The sequence below is a fragment of the Sphingobium amiense genome, assembly GCF_003967075.1.
GTDB classification, from domain to species: domain Bacteria; phylum Pseudomonadota; class Alphaproteobacteria; order Sphingomonadales; family Sphingomonadaceae; genus Sphingobium; species Sphingobium amiense.
Window position 1 is genome coordinate 1,828,750 of sequence record NZ_AP018664.1, and the last position, 18,280, is coordinate 1,847,029.

An 18,280-nucleotide genomic window follows, 5' to 3' on the forward strand; every position below is an offset into this window, starting at 1 on the left:
TTCTATTCCAGCAGCGCGGAGGTAGTCTTCGCGCATTTCTACTTTGGGACGGTCGGCTGCACTGCAGCGGGCGGGGCAATGGTCGGGCGATCTCGCCATATCAGTCTACCTGCACCTTGATGTTCCACCCCAGCTTCTTCGCCAGAGCCTTTGCCGGCGAGGACCAGCCCCAGAAATCCATGGCCTGAAACTCCATCGATAGGGTCTGGGGCGCCTTCTCCTGAAAATCCTTGAGTGTCTGCCGGTCGACCAGCACCACAGGTCCGCGGATCACCGCAGCGTCGGCTATATCGACATGTCCTGGCTCATCACTGCAGCCAGCGCTCTCCGCCACCCATTTCCCCGAAGGGGTCTCCCACAGACGCAGCTCGGTCCACTTGGACCGGTCCCCTTTCGAATTGGTAGTGTGCTCCCCAAGCAGCTTGCCCACGAACTCGAAGGTCGGTCCGCGGTTGGCCTTGATAACCTGATAGCTATAGCCTTGGGCAGCTAAGGTGGGATCGGCGCGTTGGCGATCCACTTCCCGCGCCACAATCTCCTTCTCATCCAGCAGCGAAATGCTCGACAGGGTCAGGTCTCCGATTTTCAGATCAGCCATATTCATTTCCCCGATACCCCCTATGCCACCTTGCGCGTCGACCAGCCGGCGCGCTTGTATTTGAGCCAAGCATTGGAGCGCGCGCGGCAGTAAACCGATTCGGCGTCTTTAATCATGACGCCCTCGCCTCCCTTTGCCCATATCTCGCAGGCCAGCCGCTCCACGTCGGCCTGAGAGGCGGCCCATGTGTCTGGAACCACGGATAGGGCTGGCCCTATCGGTTCTCGGCCCTTCGTGCCCGGCCGCCATTCCCAATCCGCCGATGGGTCAGCGGCCAGAGCCACCCAGTCCCGCAGCATGCGCTTGCGCTCGTACAGGGGGCGAGTGGTGCCGCCCTCTGCCCATTCTGGCGCTGGCATCGCGTCGAAGAGGTGGAGCGTGCCACCTTCCGGTGCGCGAAGCCCCTGCCCTATGTGGCGCAGCGTGGCACGATAGCCGCCGGGCGCCAGGAACTCGCCGTCGAACATGATCGCGTGCCCTGCCGCCTTCTCGATTGATCGCAGGCGATAGGCAATGTGATCTATTCCGCCGATGGGGATTCCCTCCCGAGTGAGAAGTTCGCCGCCGATCCACGCAGCGCGGACCCCGTCAATCTTCTCCTCAATCCATGCACCATGGTCAGGCAGGCCGCCCCGCCACTCGCCCGCAAGCTGCACCAGCTCACGGGAGCGCTTGTTCAAAGCGGGATGGGGGCTCATCGTAGACCTCCTGCTGACCGGTCCGGCCCGCAGCGGCTGTCCACCCAGTCCGCGCCCCAAAGGTGATAGCGCAAGCTGTTGCAGGCTTTATTAATGCAGAAAGCGTGATGATGCATGACGCTCACAGCCATCTGGCTGCGGACGTGATCAACCGCATCATCATCATCGGTGAATATTTCCGTCTCATCGATACGCTCAATCCCGGCATCGGTGAGCGCATCAACATCGCCGCTCTCGCGCAGATTGAAAACGTCCCATCCTTCGCGGGTGGCACGCTCCGAGTATTGCGGCCAAATGGTGCGGGCTACGGTCAGATATGCGCGGGCATCGGCAAGCGTCATGATTTCCATATCACGACTCCCGCGTTTCGATGTCGCTGCCGTTGCGGTAAACGCCGACACCGAAATTTTTGGGAATTATATAGATGACTCCCGAAACCATTAGTCATCTGCCTTCTCGGCTTTCTTGCGTTCGCGCTTCACGCGGCGCTCAACCCGCTTCGCCTGCTGGCCTTTGTCGGCAGGCCGGTAGGCCAGAACGCGGTCGGCAACGGCGTCTAGGATCGCTCGGATTTTCTCGCTCATGCGATCAACTCCTTGTAGGTGAGGCGCTGGCCGATGGCGGCAGCGAACAGCTTGTCGAGCCGGGCAAGCGTGTGGTTCTTCACGTCCCCGTCACCGAGCCGGAAAGCGAACTCGCCGACATAGCGATGCAGGTGCTTTGGCGATGCGTGGTGATAGACGCCGTGCAGCCCGCGCTTGAGCAGCGCGAACACGCTCTCGATGCCGTTCGTGGTGACGTTGCCCCGGACATACTCACCGAGGCCGTGATTGATCGTCTCGTGCCGGTAGAGCAACCCGCCAACGCGGCTGTAGATACCGCTCTCGTCGGTGTGGATGGTCGAGCCGACCTGAACGTGCCGGTGAGCAAAGCCAACCGCGTTGCGCCCCGTGACGCTGGCGCGAACCTCTGCCTTCACGCGTCCGCTCTCGCGTGCCCGACCAGCGATGACGGCAGTCTTACCGACGCCACCCCGGCCAAGGTTCAGCCGCTTGCTCTCGTGCTTCGCCGCTTCCTTGCCGCCGATATAGGCTTCGTCAATCTCAACGATCCCGGCCAGTTCGGTAGGGTCGTTCCCGCAGGCCTCGCGGAGCCGTTGGAGCATGAACCAGGCGGTCTTTTGCGTGACGCCGATCTGCGCGTGAAGCTGGACGCTGCTGATGCCCTTGCGGGCCGTGACGAGCAGATACATCGCGTAGAGCCACTTGTGCAGCGGCACTTTGGATCGCTCGAAAATGGTCCCGGTGCGAATGGTGAAATCGAGCAGACAAGTATTGCAGCGGTAGAAGCCGCCCTTGCGGGTGCCGATGCGATCGACCTCGCCACACGCCGGGCAGGTGGCCCCGTCAGGCCAGCGCTTCGCCTCGAAATAGGTGCGGGCGCTCTCCTGATCGGGGAACATCTGGAACAACTCGAATGTGCTGATGGTGGACTTGGACATGGAGTTAAATACCGCGTGCTTCGGCGATCAGTGCCCGTGCGTGATTACGATAGAGAAGAGCAAGATCAGCCGGCGCGTAACGGGCCATTTTTGCATGGAGGATGGCGTTCTTGATGAGGTCGTTCCGCATTTAAAATCTCCTTCCGATCAAAGGGCTTATCCCAATGACAAGAAGATAACTACCCGAGCGCGCTTCGGGAGTCAAGTATATAATTCCCAAATTTTTGAATCGGTAGACCTCGACATCATCAGTCAGCTTTCGATGATAGATGAAGTGCCAAGCCGCCTCCATGTGCAGCTTCGCGCGTTCTGGCTTGCTAGGATTCAATGTGATTTTCACGTCTCAGCCCTCCAGCCCGTGGGGGTTGTAGACCTCGCATCCTAGATGCTCGGCCAAAGCCTTGGCCCATCCCAGAGCATCGACAGCGACGTGACGTTTAAACTGATCAAGATCGTTCCCGGATAGCCCCCCTTCGTCTATGTCAAAGTCCCGAACATGCATCGCTAGCGGGTTCCGGATGTAGACGCCGATCGCGGTTGCCTCGGTAAGGGGGCAGGTGTCGAAGCCGTCCCCCTCATCTTTCACCGGCTGCACCTCAACCAGCATGGCCGACATCATGGGGAATGTCCGCTTCGTGGCCAGTTCTGCACCGCGGTCACTAAACGTCACGTTCGCCGATACCCATGCGGGCACGAACTCGAAATCAAAGGGATCGTCATAGCCGTTGGCGCTGGCTTCCTGCCAATCCCGATGGACCGGCTCTGCCCACCCGCAGACAGTGGCGCGAAGATCGGCGTAACCGCGATGCTCGAAGGCGGCTTTCACGTTCGGCTCGTCCTTGCGCTCAAGCACCTCTTCCCACAGGCAGGCCGCAGCCTCGGCCGCATCGAACAGACTCAGTTGCTCGAACATGGGTCAAGCCTCCCTGTCGGCGATGACGGCAGGGCAAGGATTGGCGCTGCAATCCGCCTCCGGTCGCCCGCAAGCGGTGCAGGTGAAATCCGGCAGGGGCGGCAAATCTGCGTCCTGCGCCTGATCCTCCCATTCGGCTTGTCCGCCATCGTCCAGATAGCCCCACAATTCCGGCTCCGGGAACGGTTGGCCCTGATACTTGGGCCGGAACGGAGCGCAAAGGCCCGCGAAGCCTTTGCCCTCGTGGGTAGCGTCGCCGTGGAGGCAATCGTAGTGCTGCGCGATGCTCGCGGCCATCTCGGTGCCAATTGCCTCGAGCATGACGCGGAACCGCTCCGCCCGGTCCGGCTGGCACAACTCAAGCGCGTCTATCATCTCATCTATGCGCATCTGCATGGACATGGTCATTCCTTTCAAGTGGCCGATGCTGGCCAGGCCGGGGCATTGCGCCCCTCGAAGCGGCGATAGGGGGTAAGTGCCCCGGTGAGGGGCCGCCGCTTGGAGGGACGGCGCGCACGGGGCGCGCCGCACCGGTTACGCGAAGACTTTGGAGAGGGTGACGGCGAGGGCCAGCATAGCGGCAACCATGCCGCCTATGCGGAGGGTCAGGGTATTAGCCTGAGCGTCGAGCGCTTTCTGTAGCTCGTCCTTCGTCACAAGCTCCGTGGTAGCATGGTGCAGCTCGTCGGCCAATGCCTCCGCATGCTTGCGGTCCATGCCCACGGATTCCAACTTCTGCAGGGTGGCGATGGGATTGTATGCGGTCATCGCTTAGGCCTCCCGGAAGTAGACGATGCCGATGGATTGGACGGGGATGAGCGCGAGGCCGAACTTTGCGGTAGCGACTGCAATCACGTCATCGGAATCGTCGGCCCACCACCACGCGCCATCAATAACCCCACCGGAGATAAGGCCCACGGAGATGTGAGACGGGCACTCATCCCGGTTGTTCTTATGATGGCTATTCCATCCGTTCAAAGCTGTAGAGAACTGTTCGGGCGACATGGGTCAGGCCTCCATACGTTGAGCCAGAGCGCGAAGCTCTCGCGCCGCGCCATCGTTTCCGAGACGCGATAGGCGCTCGTCTGCGGTTTCGTTGATGCGGGCACCGTCATTTCGGTATTCGCCGGGACAAAGTGCCTCGCGGATAAATGCACGGATTGCATAATCCATCCCGAAAGGCGCGCGATGGGCACCGGAGGCGCGATAGGTCGCGTCGGTTAGGCTGAACGCCCCGCCCTCATAGGTAGAGGCCACGCGCTCGATGTGCTGGGCGGTGATGATGTGAGCCATATAATCCCCTCACCCGAACACATGCTGAACAGTGTAGCCGGCATCCTCGATACACAGCGCCCAGCGCTTGCCATCCGAACCGGCCAATGCTGACTGTAGGGCGATGATATGGTTGGCAGCATCGTCACGGGTCGCGCTATCTTCGCTCATCCGCGAGAACGCCTGCTCGGCCGCAGCCGTGGCGCGGTCATAGCCGCCACCACCCGCCGTGCCGCGCTGCATGTCGCCACCCCATATCTGCGCATAGCACTGCACAGATGCGCCGTGCTTAAAGGCGACGCGGCCGATTGCGGCGCCACTGTGGAGGATGACATAGGCGCTGACGTTGGCGAAAGCGCGGTCAAAGGCGGCGTAGGTTGCTTCGCGGGTCATGGCCTTAGCCCTCCGCTTCGCAGCCAGTGAAGCGCATGCCGTGCATAGCGGCGGTGCAGTCCTCCAGCGTCATGCCATAGTCGCGGACGTAGGCATGCCAGCCGTCGCCTTCCTTCACGTTCTGCACGAGGGAATAAGTGGTTTCGGTGGCGGGCTTGGCCGCAATGGCGTGGCCGACGATGCCGTCCTGATAGGAGGCTTCAAGCGTGCCGCCCGCTATGATTGCGAGCGATACAGTGGAGATGAAGAGCATAGCGTTGCGCATGTCGTTTGTTCCGTTCTGTTCAAGTGCCCTTGCCGGGCCAGCGCTCCGCATCGCTGCGTTGCACATTTAGAAAGACAGAACAGAGGACGGCCTGCAACAGTAAAAACGCGGGTCCTACCCAGAACGGGCTGGACGGTTAAGCGGTGGAAAACCCCATTTTTAACTCGTCACCGGCACTTCAACATGTCCGATTGTTAGAACTTCGACTTCTTGATCATTTCTTGATCTTCGGACATGAAAAAAAGCGCCCCGGATATGCACCGGAGCGCTTCGATTGTGCGCGATGGTGTGGATATGGTCTTAAGGCAGCTTGGTGAAAATGTGCTGCCCTTCGACGACGACGTCCCAGCCCTTGTAGGCGACCATCGGATCTGTCGACTTACCCGCCCGGAGGAGGAAGCTCTTCAACTCCTGTTCCGCCGTCCAGGCCGAAATCATGACGGTGTCTCCGTTGGTGACAATGTCGCCGACATCCCGCGCTCCCTTGTCTCTCGGATCGAAGGCTGTCGCAGGATCGAGCCGGATCTCTGGTTCCTCAAAAACCAGACAGGGTTCGTCCGCGACATTTCCTTCAAGCGGGTGCGCCGAATATGTCGTCCACTCCACAACCATTATTGGCGGCGCCTTTCCAGCCTCAACCGGGCGCCAACAGACGAACCCGCTTGCCCCCAGGACAGGAAGGATCAGGCTGCCCTTGGGTGCCGCTGATGCTGGACGATGGATCGCGCGGTGCACCGGCAAACGGAAGTCAACATTGTACGGCATCGCAACTCCTCGACTGTCGACGTGATCGTAGCCCGACCGAAGCATCGACGTCGACTTAGAATGATGCACGAAGATCATCGCAGCGATCGTCGAAGCGACCATCGCACGAATTTACGAGGGTCTGCTGGGTTAATGCGGCGAGACGATCACCGAAGCCGGTCTAGACCGAAAAATCGCATTGCAAGAGCATATGCTCTTCGTCAATATGATGAGCAGCGAAGAGATCGATGATGTCGACGAACCTTATGGAAGGGTACGACGTGCCAGCCAGGCATCGACCTCTTCGCTGCCTCCCAGAACAGTGGAAAGTCCTTGGGGATCTGATCTGTAGGGTAACCCCTGCTGACCCGATACCACAGATAGTGCCATAGCCCAGCCAACGCGCAAGAGGGTAAATGAAGCTTCAGGGACTCGGTTCGTCGATGGAGTGACTCAGCTTGTCGCCGAATTTCAAGCAACGCACGGACTTTCCTGCACCTTGAAAAAGGCAAGAGGGTTTGACCAAATAAAAAATAAATTGGGCCTTGCCACGCAAAACGAACGCTAAGGTCTCATCCGCTGACAACTTGGGATAATGCAACGAATCGGGCACTGACCTTCTCCACCATCTTCATCGCGCGGGTTCCTTGTTGAGGAGGGTTCGGGTAACGCTATCCAGCCAAGCGTCTTCTTCGACATCCTCGGTCAGTTCGAAGGCGTTATCATCTGCAAGACAGTTGCGAGCGTTCTGAAAGCCGTCGCGCCATGCCTGCTCCAGCATCGCCCGAAAAGCCTCCACCTCAGCAGAGAGTGCGATATTCTCAGCCGTGAGGATTTCGTTGGCCTGCCGCTCGCTATCAAGCGTCGTGATCGCCTCCTGATACTGACGGCCTTTCTCTGTCAGGCCAGCCATGATCTCTTCTTGCGTCGCGAGGAGAGATCGCATTGCGGAGTTTTGCCGCCGCAGGCCTTCGAAGGTTTCCGGCACCGGTGCCTTGGATGCCTCGCTCATTCTTCCCGTCCTATCTCAGGGTTGGTGCGGATTGCTTGGGCGATGGTTCTTGACCAACTCGGAGCCGCGATATGGTGACGCTCCGCCACCTTCGCGCACCGCTCCCGTTCGTCGGCGCGGATTGCGGCTTCCTTGACGCACCAGCAGTCCGCTTCCGCATGATCGGACACGGGCGACACGATGCGGATACGCTTGGCACCGCCGCAGTATCTGCAAGTCTCACTCCCCATCGTCACCCTCCCCGCCCGGCTTCGACGCGAGGGCGGTGGTCATGCGCTGCAATTCGCCGTTCACCGCCTCAAAGGCGCACAGCAGGCCCCGGTCAAAATCCTCGCCACGTTGGCCGGAAAACTCGGGTGAGAAATTGCCAGCGGCACGGGCGCGCTTTTCGATGATCGGCGCAAGCAATGGGTGATCTTCCGCGTAGATCGGATTGAGAACCGGAACTGTGAGTGACCGCCCCTCCCCTCCGTTGCCGGTTGCGAACGACGCCTCAATCTGGCGATACATGTCGCTGCCATGCTCATGGCGCTCGAGGCAGTCGATGCACTGGTAATATCCGACCGTAGGAGCGTGTGCCCAGCGATGCTGGCATGGTCCATGACTGACAGTTACGTTAGCAAAAGTGGCAGGCGCAGGCTCGGCAGCGGGCGCGGGATAGCCCCCATCTTCCGCGTCCAGCTTGCGGCCTAGCGCGATTGCCTTGACAGGCTCGGCAGCGGGCGGTTGTGCGAGGGCGGCAATAACGTTGTTCGCTACCGAGCAATCCTCTTCGCGCAGGCGTGCGGCCGTTTGGTCCGCACCGTCATCAAATACGTCCTTCCACCACCATGGATGACCATGATAACCTTCTGCGATAATCCGCGCGATCTCATCCGTCTGCTCTTGCGAATACCATGAGTTTGCATCTGCAAGCAGGGCTGCATCCTCCCCAGCAGCATCGGGAACAGGCGGGTGTGCGTCATGTTCGTTGATCGCGGCGACGTATGGCGCAGTCCACTCGCTCACCTTGTTTTGCTGCCCCGCCATAATCAGGGCGGCGGTAATGTCGCCAACCGCCTTCGTCAGCAGATCGGCCGACACTCCAGCAACAGGGGCAGCATCGGTTGATGCGCCGGTCATCGCCGCTTTCTCGCGCTCAAAATAAGCGGCCAGCGCTTCAACCTCGACCTGGTCAAGTGTCATGCCATGGCTCTGGCCGCCCTTAGCAGCGCATATGGCGACGGCGCGTTTCATCTCCTCTAGCGCCGCTTCCAAGCTATCCGTCATCTTTCCGTCCTTTCGTCTTTCTCGGGAGGAACAGGCTCAACTGGTAGGCGCCGGGCCATCCTTGATACTGAGGGGGTAGATTGTCGCCGGCGATGCACTCGGGGCATGAACAGCGCTGTTGATCGCCGGGTGGCGGGCTGGGCTTCATGCTGGCCGCCAGAGGATCGGCTTCTGGTCGCGCGGAATACGATACCTGCCCCGCGCCATCGGGTGCGTCGGTGCACCGCTTTTCGTCGTGCCCCAGCACCAAAGATCCGGCCACGGCTCCTCGCCGCCTTGCACCTCTTCAATGACATGCTCGATCCACGTCTCGTCCCATGCGATGTTGCCCCAGCATACGAACACCTGAGCGCACTCCTTCGCGACCTTCGCGACGTGCGGGAGGTTCGTCATGATCAGCTGGTCCCGCGCATACCAGTCGTCGGTCAGATGCCAGTCGGCACGCTTCCGGCACTCAGCCGGGCTCGAGGTGCAGAAGGGGTAGAGGTTGACCGCACGATAGCCGCCGAAGCCGAACAGCTGGAACCACGCGTTCCACCATAGGGAGGTGGGATCATCCTTCTGGCCGTCGGCCATCGACGGGTTGCAGCCGATTACACACGCTATCGGCCCCGGTCCCCACCGGCGGCCGAGCTCGATGCGCTCCTCGCCAACGAAAATTGCAGTCCGCTGCATCGTGTCATTGCCGAACAGGTCGGTGCCGAATGGCTTGTTCACGCCGCCATCCACGTCTCAGGCGACCTCAATTCTGGGTGCGGCATTGGCCGCGGGACTCGGCAGGAATACGTGGGCCGATTTCAAGGGTGCGGCATTCGGAAAACCGCAGAAAACCTCAATTTCTCTTCCCCTACTCGGGGAGCCACTTTCCGCAGCGCTGTCGTTTGATCATTCGCGCAACCGTCATCCGATGGCGCCTCACGACGACCCGATGAGTCACCCTCCCTTACTTGATGCTCGGCGCCACGGCGGACATCGCGTGTCTTGCCCTCCGGCGCGCCGGCATAACGCTGCGGAACGCTGCGTTTCGGCATTCCCGAGTGCGAGAAATTAACACCCCCACTTTGCAACGAAGCATCATTCCAAGGAGCCGGGGAGAGCCACTAAAAGGTCGCGGCAACAATAAAGGAGGGGACATTGCGCTACCGATTGCTCATTGCCATCTGCGGAACATGCGTCTCGCACGCCGCACTGGCTCAGGCCGACACATCGGCGACGCAGCCTGCCAGTGAACCAGCGGCGAAGACCGCGCGGTCTGCTCAGGATCTGTCGTCGCAAAGCCTCGGTGAAATCATCGTCACCGCTTCCCGCCGCAGCGACACCGTGCGCAAAACGCCGATCGCCGTGTCCGCCTATGCCGGGCAGAAGCTCGAAGCCGCCCAGACGAAGAGCCTCACCGATCTCGTCGGACCCAGCCCGAACATCCAGATCGGCAACAGCTACAACTCGTCCAACATCACCATTCGCGGCATCGGCAACCAGCAGATCAACGCAGGTCAGGATTCGGGCGTCGCGATCCATTCCGACGGCGTCTATATCGGCCAGCCGTCGCTGACCCTCGCCACCTTCCTCGACCTTGCGCGTGTGGAAATTCTTCGCGGGCCGCAGGGCACGCTGTTCGGACGCAACGCCACCGGCGGCGTCATCAACGTGGTCCCGAACGAGCCGACCGCAGAGACCCATTATGGCTTCGACCTGACGGCGGGCGTCGACCCGGCCCTGTTCCAGATTTCGGGCTTCATCAACGGTGCGCTCAACGAATCGGGCACGCTGACCGGCCGCGTCGCGGCGCAGCAAACCTATAATCGCGGCTTCACGCGCAACCTTCTCCCCAATGGGCCGAACCGTCTGGACGACGCGAAGAACCAGTCCATCCGCGGGCAGGTGAAATGGGAGCCGTCGGACACGTTCAATGCGCGCGTTCTGGTCGAATATGCCAATGACGATTCCAACGGCCCCGCGAGCTTTCTGGAAGGGACGCCCGATCCGACCATTCCGCTGCCCTCGATTCTGGTCGGCCAGTCGCGCGGCAGTGTCGCCAAACGGGAAGTGTTCGCGAACATCAACTATCGCCGGGTTCACTCCTTCAACGCCAACCTCACGATGAACTGGGCGCTGGGCGGCGGAAACCTGAAGGCGCTGTTCTCCTACGCCGATTCGAAGCTGCTGAACGTATCGGACGGCGACGGCACCGCGGCGGAGGATACCTATGCATCCTTCAAGAACACCGCGCGCCAGACCTACAACGAACTGATCTACACGTCCGACAACGCCAAGCCGTTCACCTATCTCTTCGGCGTCAACTATTTCCGCGAGCATCTGGAACAGGCGATTCAGGTTCCCATCGCGGAAGCTCCGCTGGGCGGCGGCGTCACCCTCTACGATATCACGGTGTTCGGTGGCGCGGTTCCGCTCATCACGACGTCCTATGCGGCATTCGGGCGCGCCCAATATGCCTTCACGCCGGACTTCAAGCTGTTCGCCGGTCTGCGCTACACCAAGGACAAGAAATCCATCGTCCAGTATAACAACTTCATCAACGGCGGGGCGCTTCAGTCGTCCTCGTCGAAGTGGGACCGGCTGACTTACGAAGTCGGCGCGTCATACGCATTCAGCCAGACGCTCGACGGCTATCTCAAATATTCGACGGGCTTCAAGGGCGGCGGCTATTCCGCAGGGACGCTGGCGCCGTCCTTCCGTCCTGAAACCAACGCCAACTATGAAGCGGGCCTGAAGGGCAACTTCCTCAACCACGCCCTGCAGGCCAATCTTGCTGCCTTCTACATGAAGTATGACGACCTGCAGGTGAACCAGATCGTCGGCGTCTCCTCCTCCGTCACCAACGCGGCGAAGGCCACGGTTTATGGTGTCGAACTGGAAACCTCGCTGCGCCTGGCCGATCCGTTCCGCATCGAATGGTCGGCCGCCTACCTCAACGCGTCGTTCGACCAGTTCCGGACTGCGGACTCGTCCCGGCCCAATACGTGCGATCCGGGCACCGGGGTGGGCAATGTCCCCTGCTCGCTCGACCTTTCGGGCAACGCCCTGCCGCAGTCGCCCAAATATACGAGCAGCCTCGGCGGTTACTACGACATCGCGACCTCCACCGGAAAGGTCACGCTGGGCGCTCGCTACGACTGGAAGTCGCGCGTCTATTTCACCGAGTTCAACCTGCCCATTTCGGCGCAGAAGGCGGTGGGCAAGCTCAACGTGTTCCTGAATTATGAAAGCGACAATGGCCGTCTGACCGGCAGTCTCTTCGTCAAGAACGTGACCAACGAACAGGTGAAGGGCAACGTCATCGTCGTGTCCTCGATCATCGGCTCGCTCGCGCTCGGCCAGTATCAGCCGGGACGTCAGGTGGGCATGTCGGTGGGCTATCACTTCTAGTCGGGCCTGCACGTCCGACCGGAAGGATGAAACAAGAAATTCTGGCCGGCGAAGCATGCTTTGCCGGCCAGAATGCCTCTGTTTTAAGAGGCCCGAATAGGAAGCTGTCGATCCGCCCTCAAACCGGACCGGCGAAACGAAATGCATTTCTGGAGTGCGCGCGACCATGTCGTCCTTTGATCCGGCTACCGCTCCGAAGGACGTGGTCATCCATTATGACGTTCCGTGCACATTAAGCGACGGGACCGTGCTTCGCGCCGACATCGCGCGGCCCGCAGGTGAAGGGCGCTGGCCCGTCATTCTCGCACGCACGCCCTATGGCAAGGCGGTGGCGCCGGGCTTCACGACCGACCTCACGCATGGCGCGCGCCACGGCTATGTCACCATCGTTCAGGATGTTCGTGGACGCGGCACGTCGGACGGAAAGGCCGATTTCCAGCCCTGGGTCGATGAAGGGCAGGACGGCGCGGAAGCCGTGGAATGGGCCGCCTCCCTCCCCTATTCCGACGGTCGCGTCCATATGAGCGGCCCGTCTTACCTCGGCTTCGTGCAGTGGGCGGCGGCGGCGGAACGGCCACCCTCGCTCCGGGCGATCCATCCCATCGTGCCGGTCGGCCACTTCACCCGATCCTTCATCTACTCCGGCGGCGTCTTCGAGCTGGAACTGAACGGCTACTGGTGGACCATGCTGGGCGTGGAGGCGTTGATGCGCCGGGACTGGGACTCTCCCGAGGCGAAAGCGGAAGCCGTCACGCGCGCGGCCGGGTGGCTCGAAGCGCTGGCGCGGGATGGCTACGACCATCTCCCGCTCGACCGGTTCGCACCTGTGGCGGAGAGCATTCAGGGCGCGCAGCTTTTCGATCTGCTCAGGAACGGCGCGAACGATCCGTCGATGAAGGCAAGCGTCCGGTCGAACGACTATGGGAATATCACCGTCCCCGCGCTGGTCGTCGCGGGCTGGTATGACATATTCATCCGGGGTTCGATCGACCAGTTCGTCGGTATGCGTTCGAAGGGCGGCAGCGAGGTCGCGCGGCAGAAAAGTCGTCTGATCGTCGGCCCATGGGCGCATCATCCGCAGGGAAAGATGACCGGCGAACAGATTTCGCCCGGCTCCGCCGCCATTCAGGCGCTCAACCCCTTCGGCCATATGGGCGCTGCTGCACGCTATTTTTCCTCGCTGGATGAGGAAGAAAATGCAGAAGCGCCCGTCAAAATCTGGGTCATGGGCGCGGACAGGTGGCGCGACGAACAGGAATGGCCGATCTCGCGGACGGTCGTCACGCCCTGGTATCTGTCCAGCGGCGGACGAGCCAATACGAGCGGGGGCGACGGCGCCCTGACGCCGCAGCCGGTCAAGGGCGGCGCGCCGGAGGACGCTTTCGTCTACGATCCTGCCAACCCCGTGCCCACGCGCGGCGGCGCAGTATTCGGGGTAAGCTGCGTTCCGGGCGGCAGCGACCAGAATGTGATCGAAAAGCGCGACGACATACTGGTCTATAAATCCGACATTCTCGATCAGGACATCGAAGTCACCGGGACGCCATTTGTCGAACTGTGGGTGAAGACCGACGTGGTCGATACCGACTTCGTCGCCCGGCTGGTGGATGTGCATCCCGACGGCACAGCGCGCCTCATCACCGATGGCATCCTCCGCGCCCGCTATCGCGACAATCCCGACGACCCCACCCGTCCGGCCGCGCCGCTGGAACCCGGCAAGCCCTATCTGCTGCGCATCGAGCTTCTGCCGACCAGCAACCTTTTCAAGGCGGGGCACCGGCTACAGGTGGATGTCACCAGCAGTTGCTTCCCGCGCTGGGCGCGAAATCTCAACATCTGGGACGAATGGAGCGGCACGCTGGCAGATGCACGGGTCGCGCATCAGCAGGTGCTCCATGACGAAGTGCATCCGTCGCGCATCCTGCTGCCGGTCATCCCGGCGGCAGGCTGACCCCCCGCCCCTGTCCGAGCGCCCTCCCCGGCGGAGCGGCGCTCGCAATGCGATCAGAAGACCGCCGCCAGCCGCTGCGTGACGATCGCCTTCGCCTCCGCGACGATACGGTCGATAAGCTGCCTGACGGTCGGGATGTCGTCGATCAGGCCCGCGACCATGCCGCAGCTCCATGCTCCCGCATCGACCTCGCCATCGACCATGATGCGGTAATAGACACCCGCCACTTCCTCGGCGATGTCCTCGAACCGGATGCTGTCGCCCAGCGCCCGCTCCTTCTCGATCACCTGATCGACGGCAGGGTTGCGCAGCACCCGCTCGGTGTTCCTGAGCGGCCGCATGATGAGGCGCGTGTCCCGCTCCCCGGCCTGCACGATGGCCTGCTTGACCCGCTCGTGCACCGGCGCTTCCTGCGTCGCGACGAAGCGCGTGCCCAGATTCATGCCGTCCGCGCCCAGCGCAAGCGCGGCGACGAGCGACCTGCCGTCCGCCATACCGCCCGATGCGATGAAGGGAACGGAAAGCGCTTTCGCCGCCAGCGGCAGCAGGATGAGGCCCGGCACATCATCCTCGCCGGGGTGCCCGCCGCATTCGAAACCGTCGACGCTGACCGCGTCGCATCCGATGTCCTGCGCCTTGAGCGCATGCCGGATCGACGTGCATTTGTGGATGATCTTGACGCCCGCCGCCTTGAGCGTGGGCAGATGCTCGACGGGATTGTTGCCCGCGGTTTCCACGACCGGAATGCCCTTGTCGCAGATGACCTTCACATAGCCCGGATAGTCGGGCGCGTTCACCACAGGCAGGAAGGTCAGGTTCACGCCGAACGGCTTGTCGGTCATGGCGCGGCACCGGTCGATTTCCGCCGCCAGATCTGCTGGCGTCCGCTGCGTCAGTGCCGTCAATATGCCAAGCCCGCCCGCGTCCGAAACAGCCGCCGCCAGTTCAGCCTTGCCGACGAAATGCATGCCGCCCTGAACGATGGGATATTGAATACCGAACAACTCAGTGATGCGTGTCTGCATTGAAATTTCCTGAACCTTTGCGACGAGTGGTAATGGCGACCGACCGTTCCCGCCATGACCCTATCGCGCAACCGCATGGTCGCAATTTGGGTGTGTGAAAGGCGCGCCCGCCCCTCCGGTCATTCCACGGCATTGTCCCGTTCGACCGTGATCGCCCGCCCATAGGCCGGGCGCGCTTCGAGTTTCCGAAAATACTCGACCGCCGCCTGCGGGAGATCGTCGACAAGGCCCAGCGCCTCCGCGAACTTGATGGCGTAGCCGACTGATATATCGGCCGCCGTAAACCGGCCGGCGCATGCATGGTCCCGCCCGTCGATCATCCCCATCGCGGCTTCCAGCCGTTTGAGGAACCAGCGCTTGTAATCTTCCGCCACCTGCGGATTGCGGCGCTCGGTCGGCTCCAGCATCGTATATCGGAAATACAGCGTCTGCGGGAAGGTGAGCGTCGCCTCTCCCATGTGCAGGAAGTTGAGATAATCGGCATAGGCAGGGTCGGAAGGCGCGACCGACAGCCCCGCTTCAGGATGCGTGTCCGCCAGATATTGCGCGATGGCGGCGGATTCGCTCATCCCCGTTCCGTCCACGATCATGAACGGAACGGTGCCGAGCGGATTGATCTCCAGATAGTCGCGCGCGAGAAACCGGGGCGGAAAAGGCAGCATGCGCAACCTGTAGTCCAAACCCAGCTCTTCCAGCATCCACAGTGCACGAAACGACCGCGCACCATCGCAGTGATAGAGTTCGATCACGTCCCCTCCTTTGCTCAGACCAGCGCATCCGCCGCCGCCAGAGCCTCCAGCCGATCCTCGCCATAACCCAATATCCCGCGCAGCACGCGATCATTGTCCCGGCCATATGGCGGCGCGCAGACATCGTAGCGCGCGGGCGTTCGCGACAGGCGGAACGGCACGGCCTCGATCGTCGCCGTGCCGGACAGGGGATGGTCGATGCGGATCAGATGCCCGCGCGCCTGCATCTGCGGATCGGCGCCCATGCCATAGATGGACTGGACCCGATGAGCGGGAATGCCGCGCTCACGCAGGCTCTGCTCCAGCCACTCCACTTCCCGCCCTGCCGTCCACGCCTCGACAATCGCCTCCAGCGCCTCGACATGCACGCGTCGGGACGGGGCGGTGGCGAAGCGCTGGTCCTGCTCCAGCTCGGCGCCACCCATCAGCCGGGCGAGATCGCGCCATTGCCCGTCATCCTCGACGGCGAGCGCGATCCACTGATCGTCCCCCGCCGCGCGGAATACGCCATGGGGCGCCATCAGCGCATCGCGATTGCCCACCGCCCCCTGTATCTCGCCCGTGACGGAACTGGCCGCGATCTGCGGCGCGAGAAACTGCACGCCCGCTTCGACCTGCGAAATGTCAAGATGGCATCCCTTCCCCGTCCGCCGCCGATGATCCAGCGCAGCCAGCAGCGCCGCCAGACCGAAGCGCGGGGCCACGAAGTCGGTATAGGGACCATAGGGGCCGACCAGAGGCCCGCCCGGCGCGCCGACGATATACTGAAAGCCCGACAGGGCCGCGCCATGGTTGCCATAACCGGAATAGCGCGCGTCGGGACCGTCCTGACCCGACAGCGACGTGCTCACCATCACCAGCCGGGGGTTGATGGCGCTCAGCTCTTCATAGGACAGGTTCCATTTCGCCATCTGGCCGGGCGTGAAGGACTCAACCAGAACATCCGCCCACCGGACGAGATCGCGAACCACCTCACGCGCCGCCTCCTTCGACAGGTCGAGCGACAGCCCGAGCTTCCCGGCATTGCAGGTTTCGAACAGCGCGGACTGCTGCACATCATAGCGGCCACCCGGAAACGGCCCCATGACGCGCGCGGTTTCGACCCGGCGCGACGATTCCACCCGCACCACCGTCGCGCCGAAATCCGCCAGCGTGCGCCCGATCAGGGGACCGGCCACCACCCATGCGAGGTCGAGCACCCGGAGATCGCCGAGAGGTCGCCCGCTCGCTCCGCCCTGCACGGCGGAACAAGGCAGCGACAGACTTTCCTCCAGCCACTCTTCCCGAACTTCCGCGTCGTGCTCGCCCAGCCGAGGCGCGGGCCGAGGCTGCACAAATCCTTCAGGACAGCCTCGGGCAAAAGCGCCCGGCATCCTGTAGGGGCCGAAGGGACCGTCGATGGTCTGAATGAAATCGCGCGCCGCAAACTGAGCGCTTTCGGCCAGATCGGCCACCGTCAGGATCGGCGCTATGCGCACCCCGCGTTCCATCGCGACGCCGACCAGTTCGTCCTTGTGCCGCGTGGCGAGGAAGGATTGCACCCACGCCCGAACGGCATCGAGATCGGCCTCGCTGACGTCCCCGGCGATGATCTTCTCGTGAAGGCCGCTCCAGTCCCAGTTGCTAAATATGGGGTGGAACCAGCCCTCGTCGCGCATCCATGTCATCAGCTTGTTGGACGCGGGACCGGCGGCTGGTCCGATGCCGAGATGCATTTCCGCCAGCCCGTCCGAAACGGTCCATTTCGACTTGCGCGTGATCGAACCGCTGCCGCTCAGGTCCACGACATGTTCGTCCCCCGCCTTTCTGCGCGGCACGAAATCGGCATGCCCCACCCCTTCGGCGAGCACCGCGCCCAGCGTGCACTGCGGCAGCGTCTGCACGACCGCCAGATCGACATGCTGGCCAAGACCCGTATGCGTGCGGTCGGCCAGCGCGATCAGGGCAGCGCTGACGGCGGTCGCCCCGGCGTGGAGATAGGCCTGCGGGACGCTGATGCGCAACGGACGGTCGTCATGGTCGCGCGTCAGCAACAGGGGACCGCCCGCCGCCCAAAGCGTGATTTCGCTGTCCGGCCAGTCATGCTTCGGGCCTTCCAGCCCGAACGGCGTGATCGAAATATGGATGAGGTGCGGATAGCGTTCGGCCAGCGCCCCCGGATCGAGCCAGACCGGACGCCCCTGCGCAGGAGCGCGGGATTCGATCAACATGTCCGCCGATTGCAGCAGCCGATCCCACAGCGCCCCGTCGTGGCCCGGATCGGCGACGATGGAGCGCTTGCCCGCGGCGTAGGTGGCCCAGAACAGGGATCGCTCCCCTTCCGGCCAGTCCGGCGCGAACGGCGCGAGCCGCCGGGCGGCGTTCCCCTCCGGGGGTTCCACCTGCACGACGTCCGCGCCCATCTGCGCCAGCATATGCCCGGCGAGAAGCCCCCGATGATCGGTCAGGTCGATCACCCTGTAGGGCTTCAGAAAGCCTTCGCCATATCCCCCCATATGCGCCA

General features: G+C 62.3%; 23 protein-coding genes. 2 read left to right on the forward strand and 21 right to left on the reverse strand.

The window, feature by feature from the left end; genetic code table 11:
* Positions 1-100 precede the first annotated feature (100 nt).
* The 18 genes from SAMIE_RS08840 to SAMIE_RS08915 all read right to left on the reverse strand — a co-directional run bounded on the left by SAMIE_RS08840 (position 101) and on the right by SAMIE_RS08915 (position 9,382).
* Entirely contained in the window at positions 101-598 is a 498-nt protein-coding gene (locus SAMIE_RS08840; RefSeq protein ID WP_066700127.1) for a hypothetical protein, read from the reverse strand.
* A 20-nt stretch (positions 599-618) separates the two neighbouring features.
* Positions 619-1,296, reverse strand: coding sequence for an ATP-dependent DNA ligase (locus SAMIE_RS08845; protein WP_066700128.1), 678 nt, complete (start codon positions 1,294-1,296; stop codon positions 619-621).
* Positions 1,293-1,646: a hypothetical protein gene (locus tag SAMIE_RS08850; protein ID WP_066700133.1), complete on the reverse strand. Its 354-nt coding sequence runs from the start codon at positions 1,644-1,646 to the stop codon at positions 1,293-1,295. The genes SAMIE_RS08845 and SAMIE_RS08850 overlap by 4 nt, the downstream gene beginning before the upstream one ends.
* A gap of 90 nt (positions 1,647-1,736) precedes the next feature.
* On the reverse strand, positions 1,737-1,880 hold the full coding sequence (locus tag SAMIE_RS23360) for a hypothetical protein (RefSeq protein ID WP_157077760.1): 144 nt from the start codon (positions 1,878-1,880) through the stop codon (positions 1,737-1,739).
* Entirely contained in the window at positions 1,877-2,797 is a 921-nt protein-coding gene (locus tag SAMIE_RS08855; protein ID WP_066700135.1) for an IS1595 family transposase, read from the reverse strand. The genes SAMIE_RS23360 and SAMIE_RS08855 overlap by 4 nt, the downstream gene beginning before the upstream one ends.
* A 4-nt stretch (positions 2,798-2,801) precedes the next feature.
* Positions 2,802-2,927, reverse strand: a complete 126-nt coding sequence (locus SAMIE_RS23975; RefSeq protein WP_267886506.1) for a hypothetical protein — start codon at positions 2,925-2,927, stop codon at positions 2,802-2,804.
* Between the two features lie 213 nt (positions 2,928-3,140).
* Positions 3,141-3,710 carry a hypothetical protein gene (locus SAMIE_RS08860; RefSeq protein WP_066700137.1) on the reverse strand — a complete coding sequence of 190 codons (570 nt, stop codon included), beginning with the start codon at positions 3,708-3,710 and terminating at the stop codon, positions 3,141-3,143.
* Between the two features lie 3 nt (positions 3,711-3,713).
* Positions 3,714-4,106: a hypothetical protein gene (locus SAMIE_RS08865; protein ID WP_126516787.1), complete on the reverse strand. Its 393-nt coding sequence runs from the start codon at positions 4,104-4,106 to the stop codon at positions 3,714-3,716.
* A 138-nt stretch (positions 4,107-4,244) separates the two neighbouring features.
* Positions 4,245-4,478, reverse strand: coding sequence for a hypothetical protein (locus SAMIE_RS08870; protein WP_066700141.1), 234 nt, complete (start codon positions 4,476-4,478; stop codon positions 4,245-4,247).
* A gap of 3 nt (positions 4,479-4,481) precedes the next feature.
* On the reverse strand, positions 4,482-4,715 hold the full coding sequence (locus tag SAMIE_RS08875; RefSeq protein WP_066700143.1) for a hypothetical protein: 234 nt from the start codon (positions 4,713-4,715) through the stop codon (positions 4,482-4,484).
* A gap of 3 nt (positions 4,716-4,718) precedes the next feature.
* The gene (locus tag SAMIE_RS08880; RefSeq protein WP_066700145.1) at positions 4,719-5,003 is read right to left on the reverse strand and encodes a hypothetical protein; all 285 of its coding nucleotides are present in this window, start codon (positions 5,001-5,003) and stop codon (positions 4,719-4,721) included.
* Between the two features lie 9 nt (positions 5,004-5,012).
* The gene (locus SAMIE_RS08885) at positions 5,013-5,375 is read right to left on the reverse strand and encodes a hypothetical protein (protein ID WP_066700147.1); all 363 of its coding nucleotides are present in this window, start codon (positions 5,373-5,375) and stop codon (positions 5,013-5,015) included.
* Between the two features lie 4 nt (positions 5,376-5,379).
* Positions 5,380-5,640 (reverse strand): hypothetical protein, encoded by a 261-nt coding sequence (locus SAMIE_RS08890; protein ID WP_066700150.1) that lies wholly within the window; start codon positions 5,638-5,640, stop codon positions 5,380-5,382.
* A gap of 300 nt (positions 5,641-5,940) precedes the next feature.
* The gene (locus SAMIE_RS08895) at positions 5,941-6,507 is read right to left on the reverse strand and encodes a hypothetical protein (protein ID WP_126516788.1); all 567 of its coding nucleotides are present in this window, start codon (positions 6,505-6,507) and stop codon (positions 5,941-5,943) included.
* 508 nt (positions 6,508-7,015) lie between these two features.
* Complete coding sequence (locus SAMIE_RS08900) at positions 7,016-7,396, reverse strand: hypothetical protein (RefSeq protein WP_066700153.1); 381 nt, start codon at positions 7,394-7,396, stop codon at positions 7,016-7,018.
* Positions 7,393-7,626, reverse strand: coding sequence for a hypothetical protein (locus tag SAMIE_RS08905; RefSeq protein ID WP_126516789.1), 234 nt, complete (start codon positions 7,624-7,626; stop codon positions 7,393-7,395). Before SAMIE_RS08905 ends, SAMIE_RS08900 begins: the two co-directional genes overlap by 4 nt.
* Positions 7,616-8,665: a hypothetical protein gene (locus SAMIE_RS08910; protein WP_066700155.1), complete on the reverse strand. Its 1,050-nt coding sequence runs from the start codon at positions 8,663-8,665 to the stop codon at positions 7,616-7,618. The genes SAMIE_RS08905 and SAMIE_RS08910 overlap by 11 nt, the downstream gene beginning before the upstream one ends.
* 144 nt (positions 8,666-8,809) lie before the next feature.
* Positions 8,810-9,382: a DUF1643 domain-containing protein gene (locus tag SAMIE_RS08915; protein ID WP_066700250.1), complete on the reverse strand. Its 573-nt coding sequence runs from the start codon at positions 9,380-9,382 to the stop codon at positions 8,810-8,812.
* Positions 9,383-9,799: 417 nt separating this feature from the next.
* Between SAMIE_RS08915 and SAMIE_RS08920 the strand changes: the two genes are divergently transcribed.
* Together SAMIE_RS08920 and SAMIE_RS08925 are read left to right on the forward strand one after the other, a co-directional pair.
* Positions 9,800-12,052 (forward strand): TonB-dependent receptor, encoded by a 2,253-nt coding sequence (locus SAMIE_RS08920; protein ID WP_083952453.1) that lies wholly within the window; start codon positions 9,800-9,802, stop codon positions 12,050-12,052.
* A gap of 166 nt (positions 12,053-12,218) precedes the next feature.
* Entirely contained in the window at positions 12,219-14,003 is a 1,785-nt protein-coding gene (locus tag SAMIE_RS08925) for a CocE/NonD family hydrolase (RefSeq protein ID WP_126516790.1), read from the forward strand.
* A gap of 53 nt (positions 14,004-14,056) precedes the next feature.
* Here SAMIE_RS08925 and SAMIE_RS08930 read toward each other — a convergent pair whose 3' ends face one another.
* From SAMIE_RS08930 to SAMIE_RS23605, 3 genes are all read right to left on the reverse strand, one after another.
* Positions 14,057-15,028 (reverse strand): NAD(P)H-dependent flavin oxidoreductase, encoded by a 972-nt coding sequence (locus SAMIE_RS08930; protein ID WP_066700161.1) that lies wholly within the window; start codon positions 15,026-15,028, stop codon positions 14,057-14,059.
* Positions 15,029-15,147: 119 nt separating this feature from the next.
* Positions 15,148-15,777, reverse strand: a complete 630-nt coding sequence (locus SAMIE_RS08935; RefSeq protein WP_066700163.1) for a glutathione S-transferase family protein — start codon at positions 15,775-15,777, stop codon at positions 15,148-15,150.
* A gap of 14 nt (positions 15,778-15,791) precedes the next feature.
* Positions 15,792-18,272, reverse strand: coding sequence for a CaiB/BaiF CoA-transferase family protein (locus SAMIE_RS23605; RefSeq protein WP_083952454.1), 2,481 nt, complete (start codon positions 18,270-18,272; stop codon positions 15,792-15,794).
* Between the last annotated feature and the right edge of the window lie 8 nt (positions 18,273-18,280).

Coding starts and splice junctions, on each gene's coding strand:
- SAMIE_RS08840 (WP_066700127.1), bottom strand. CDS start 598: ATGGCTGATCTGAAAATCGGAGACCTGACCCTGTCGAGCATTTCGCTG.
- SAMIE_RS08845 (WP_066700128.1), bottom strand. CDS start 1,296: ATGAGCCCCCATCCCGCTTTGAACAAGCGCTCCCGTGAGCTGGTGCAG.
- SAMIE_RS08850 (WP_066700133.1), bottom strand. CDS start 1,646: ATGGAAATCATGACGCTTGCCGATGCCCGCGCATATCTGACCGTAGCC.
- SAMIE_RS23360 (WP_157077760.1), bottom strand. CDS start 1,880: ATGAGCGAGAAAATCCGAGCGATCCTAGACGCCGTTGCCGACCGCGTT.
- SAMIE_RS08855 (WP_066700135.1), bottom strand. CDS start 2,797: ATGTCCAAGTCCACCATCAGCACATTCGAGTTGTTCCAGATGTTCCCC.
- SAMIE_RS23975 (WP_267886506.1), bottom strand. CDS start 2,927: ATGCGGAACGACCTCATCAAGAACGCCATCCTCCATGCAAAAATGGCC.
- SAMIE_RS08860 (WP_066700137.1), bottom strand. CDS start 3,710: ATGTTCGAGCAACTGAGTCTGTTCGATGCGGCCGAGGCTGCGGCCTGC.
- SAMIE_RS08865 (WP_126516787.1), bottom strand. CDS start 4,106: ATGCAGATGCGCATAGATGAGATGATAGACGCGCTTGAGTTGTGCCAG.
- SAMIE_RS08870 (WP_066700141.1), bottom strand. CDS start 4,478: ATGACCGCATACAATCCCATCGCCACCCTGCAGAAGTTGGAATCCGTG.
- SAMIE_RS08875 (WP_066700143.1), bottom strand. CDS start 4,715: ATGTCGCCCGAACAGTTCTCTACAGCTTTGAACGGATGGAATAGCCAT.
- SAMIE_RS08880 (WP_066700145.1), bottom strand. CDS start 5,003: ATGGCTCACATCATCACCGCCCAGCACATCGAGCGCGTGGCCTCTACC.
- SAMIE_RS08885 (WP_066700147.1), bottom strand. CDS start 5,375: ATGACCCGCGAAGCAACCTACGCCGCCTTTGACCGCGCTTTCGCCAAC.
- SAMIE_RS08890 (WP_066700150.1), bottom strand. CDS start 5,640: ATGCGCAACGCTATGCTCTTCATCTCCACTGTATCGCTCGCAATCATA.
- SAMIE_RS08895 (WP_126516788.1), bottom strand. CDS start 6,507: ATGGTCGCTTCGACGATCGCTGCGATGATCTTCGTGCATCATTCTAAG.
- SAMIE_RS08900 (WP_066700153.1), bottom strand. CDS start 7,396: ATGAGCGAGGCATCCAAGGCACCGGTGCCGGAAACCTTCGAAGGCCTG.
- SAMIE_RS08905 (WP_126516789.1), bottom strand. CDS start 7,626: ATGGGGAGTGAGACTTGCAGATACTGCGGCGGTGCCAAGCGTATCCGC.
- SAMIE_RS08910 (WP_066700155.1), bottom strand. CDS start 8,665: ATGACGGATAGCTTGGAAGCGGCGCTAGAGGAGATGAAACGCGCCGTC.
- SAMIE_RS08925 (WP_126516790.1), top strand. CDS start 12,219: ATGTCGTCCTTTGATCCGGCTACCGCTCCGAAGGACGTGGTCATCCAT.
- SAMIE_RS08930 (WP_066700161.1), bottom strand. CDS start 15,028: ATGCAGACACGCATCACTGAGTTGTTCGGTATTCAATATCCCATCGTT.
- SAMIE_RS23605 (WP_083952454.1), bottom strand. CDS start 18,272: ATGGGGGGATATGGCGAAGGCTTTCTGAAGCCCTACAGGGTGATCGAC.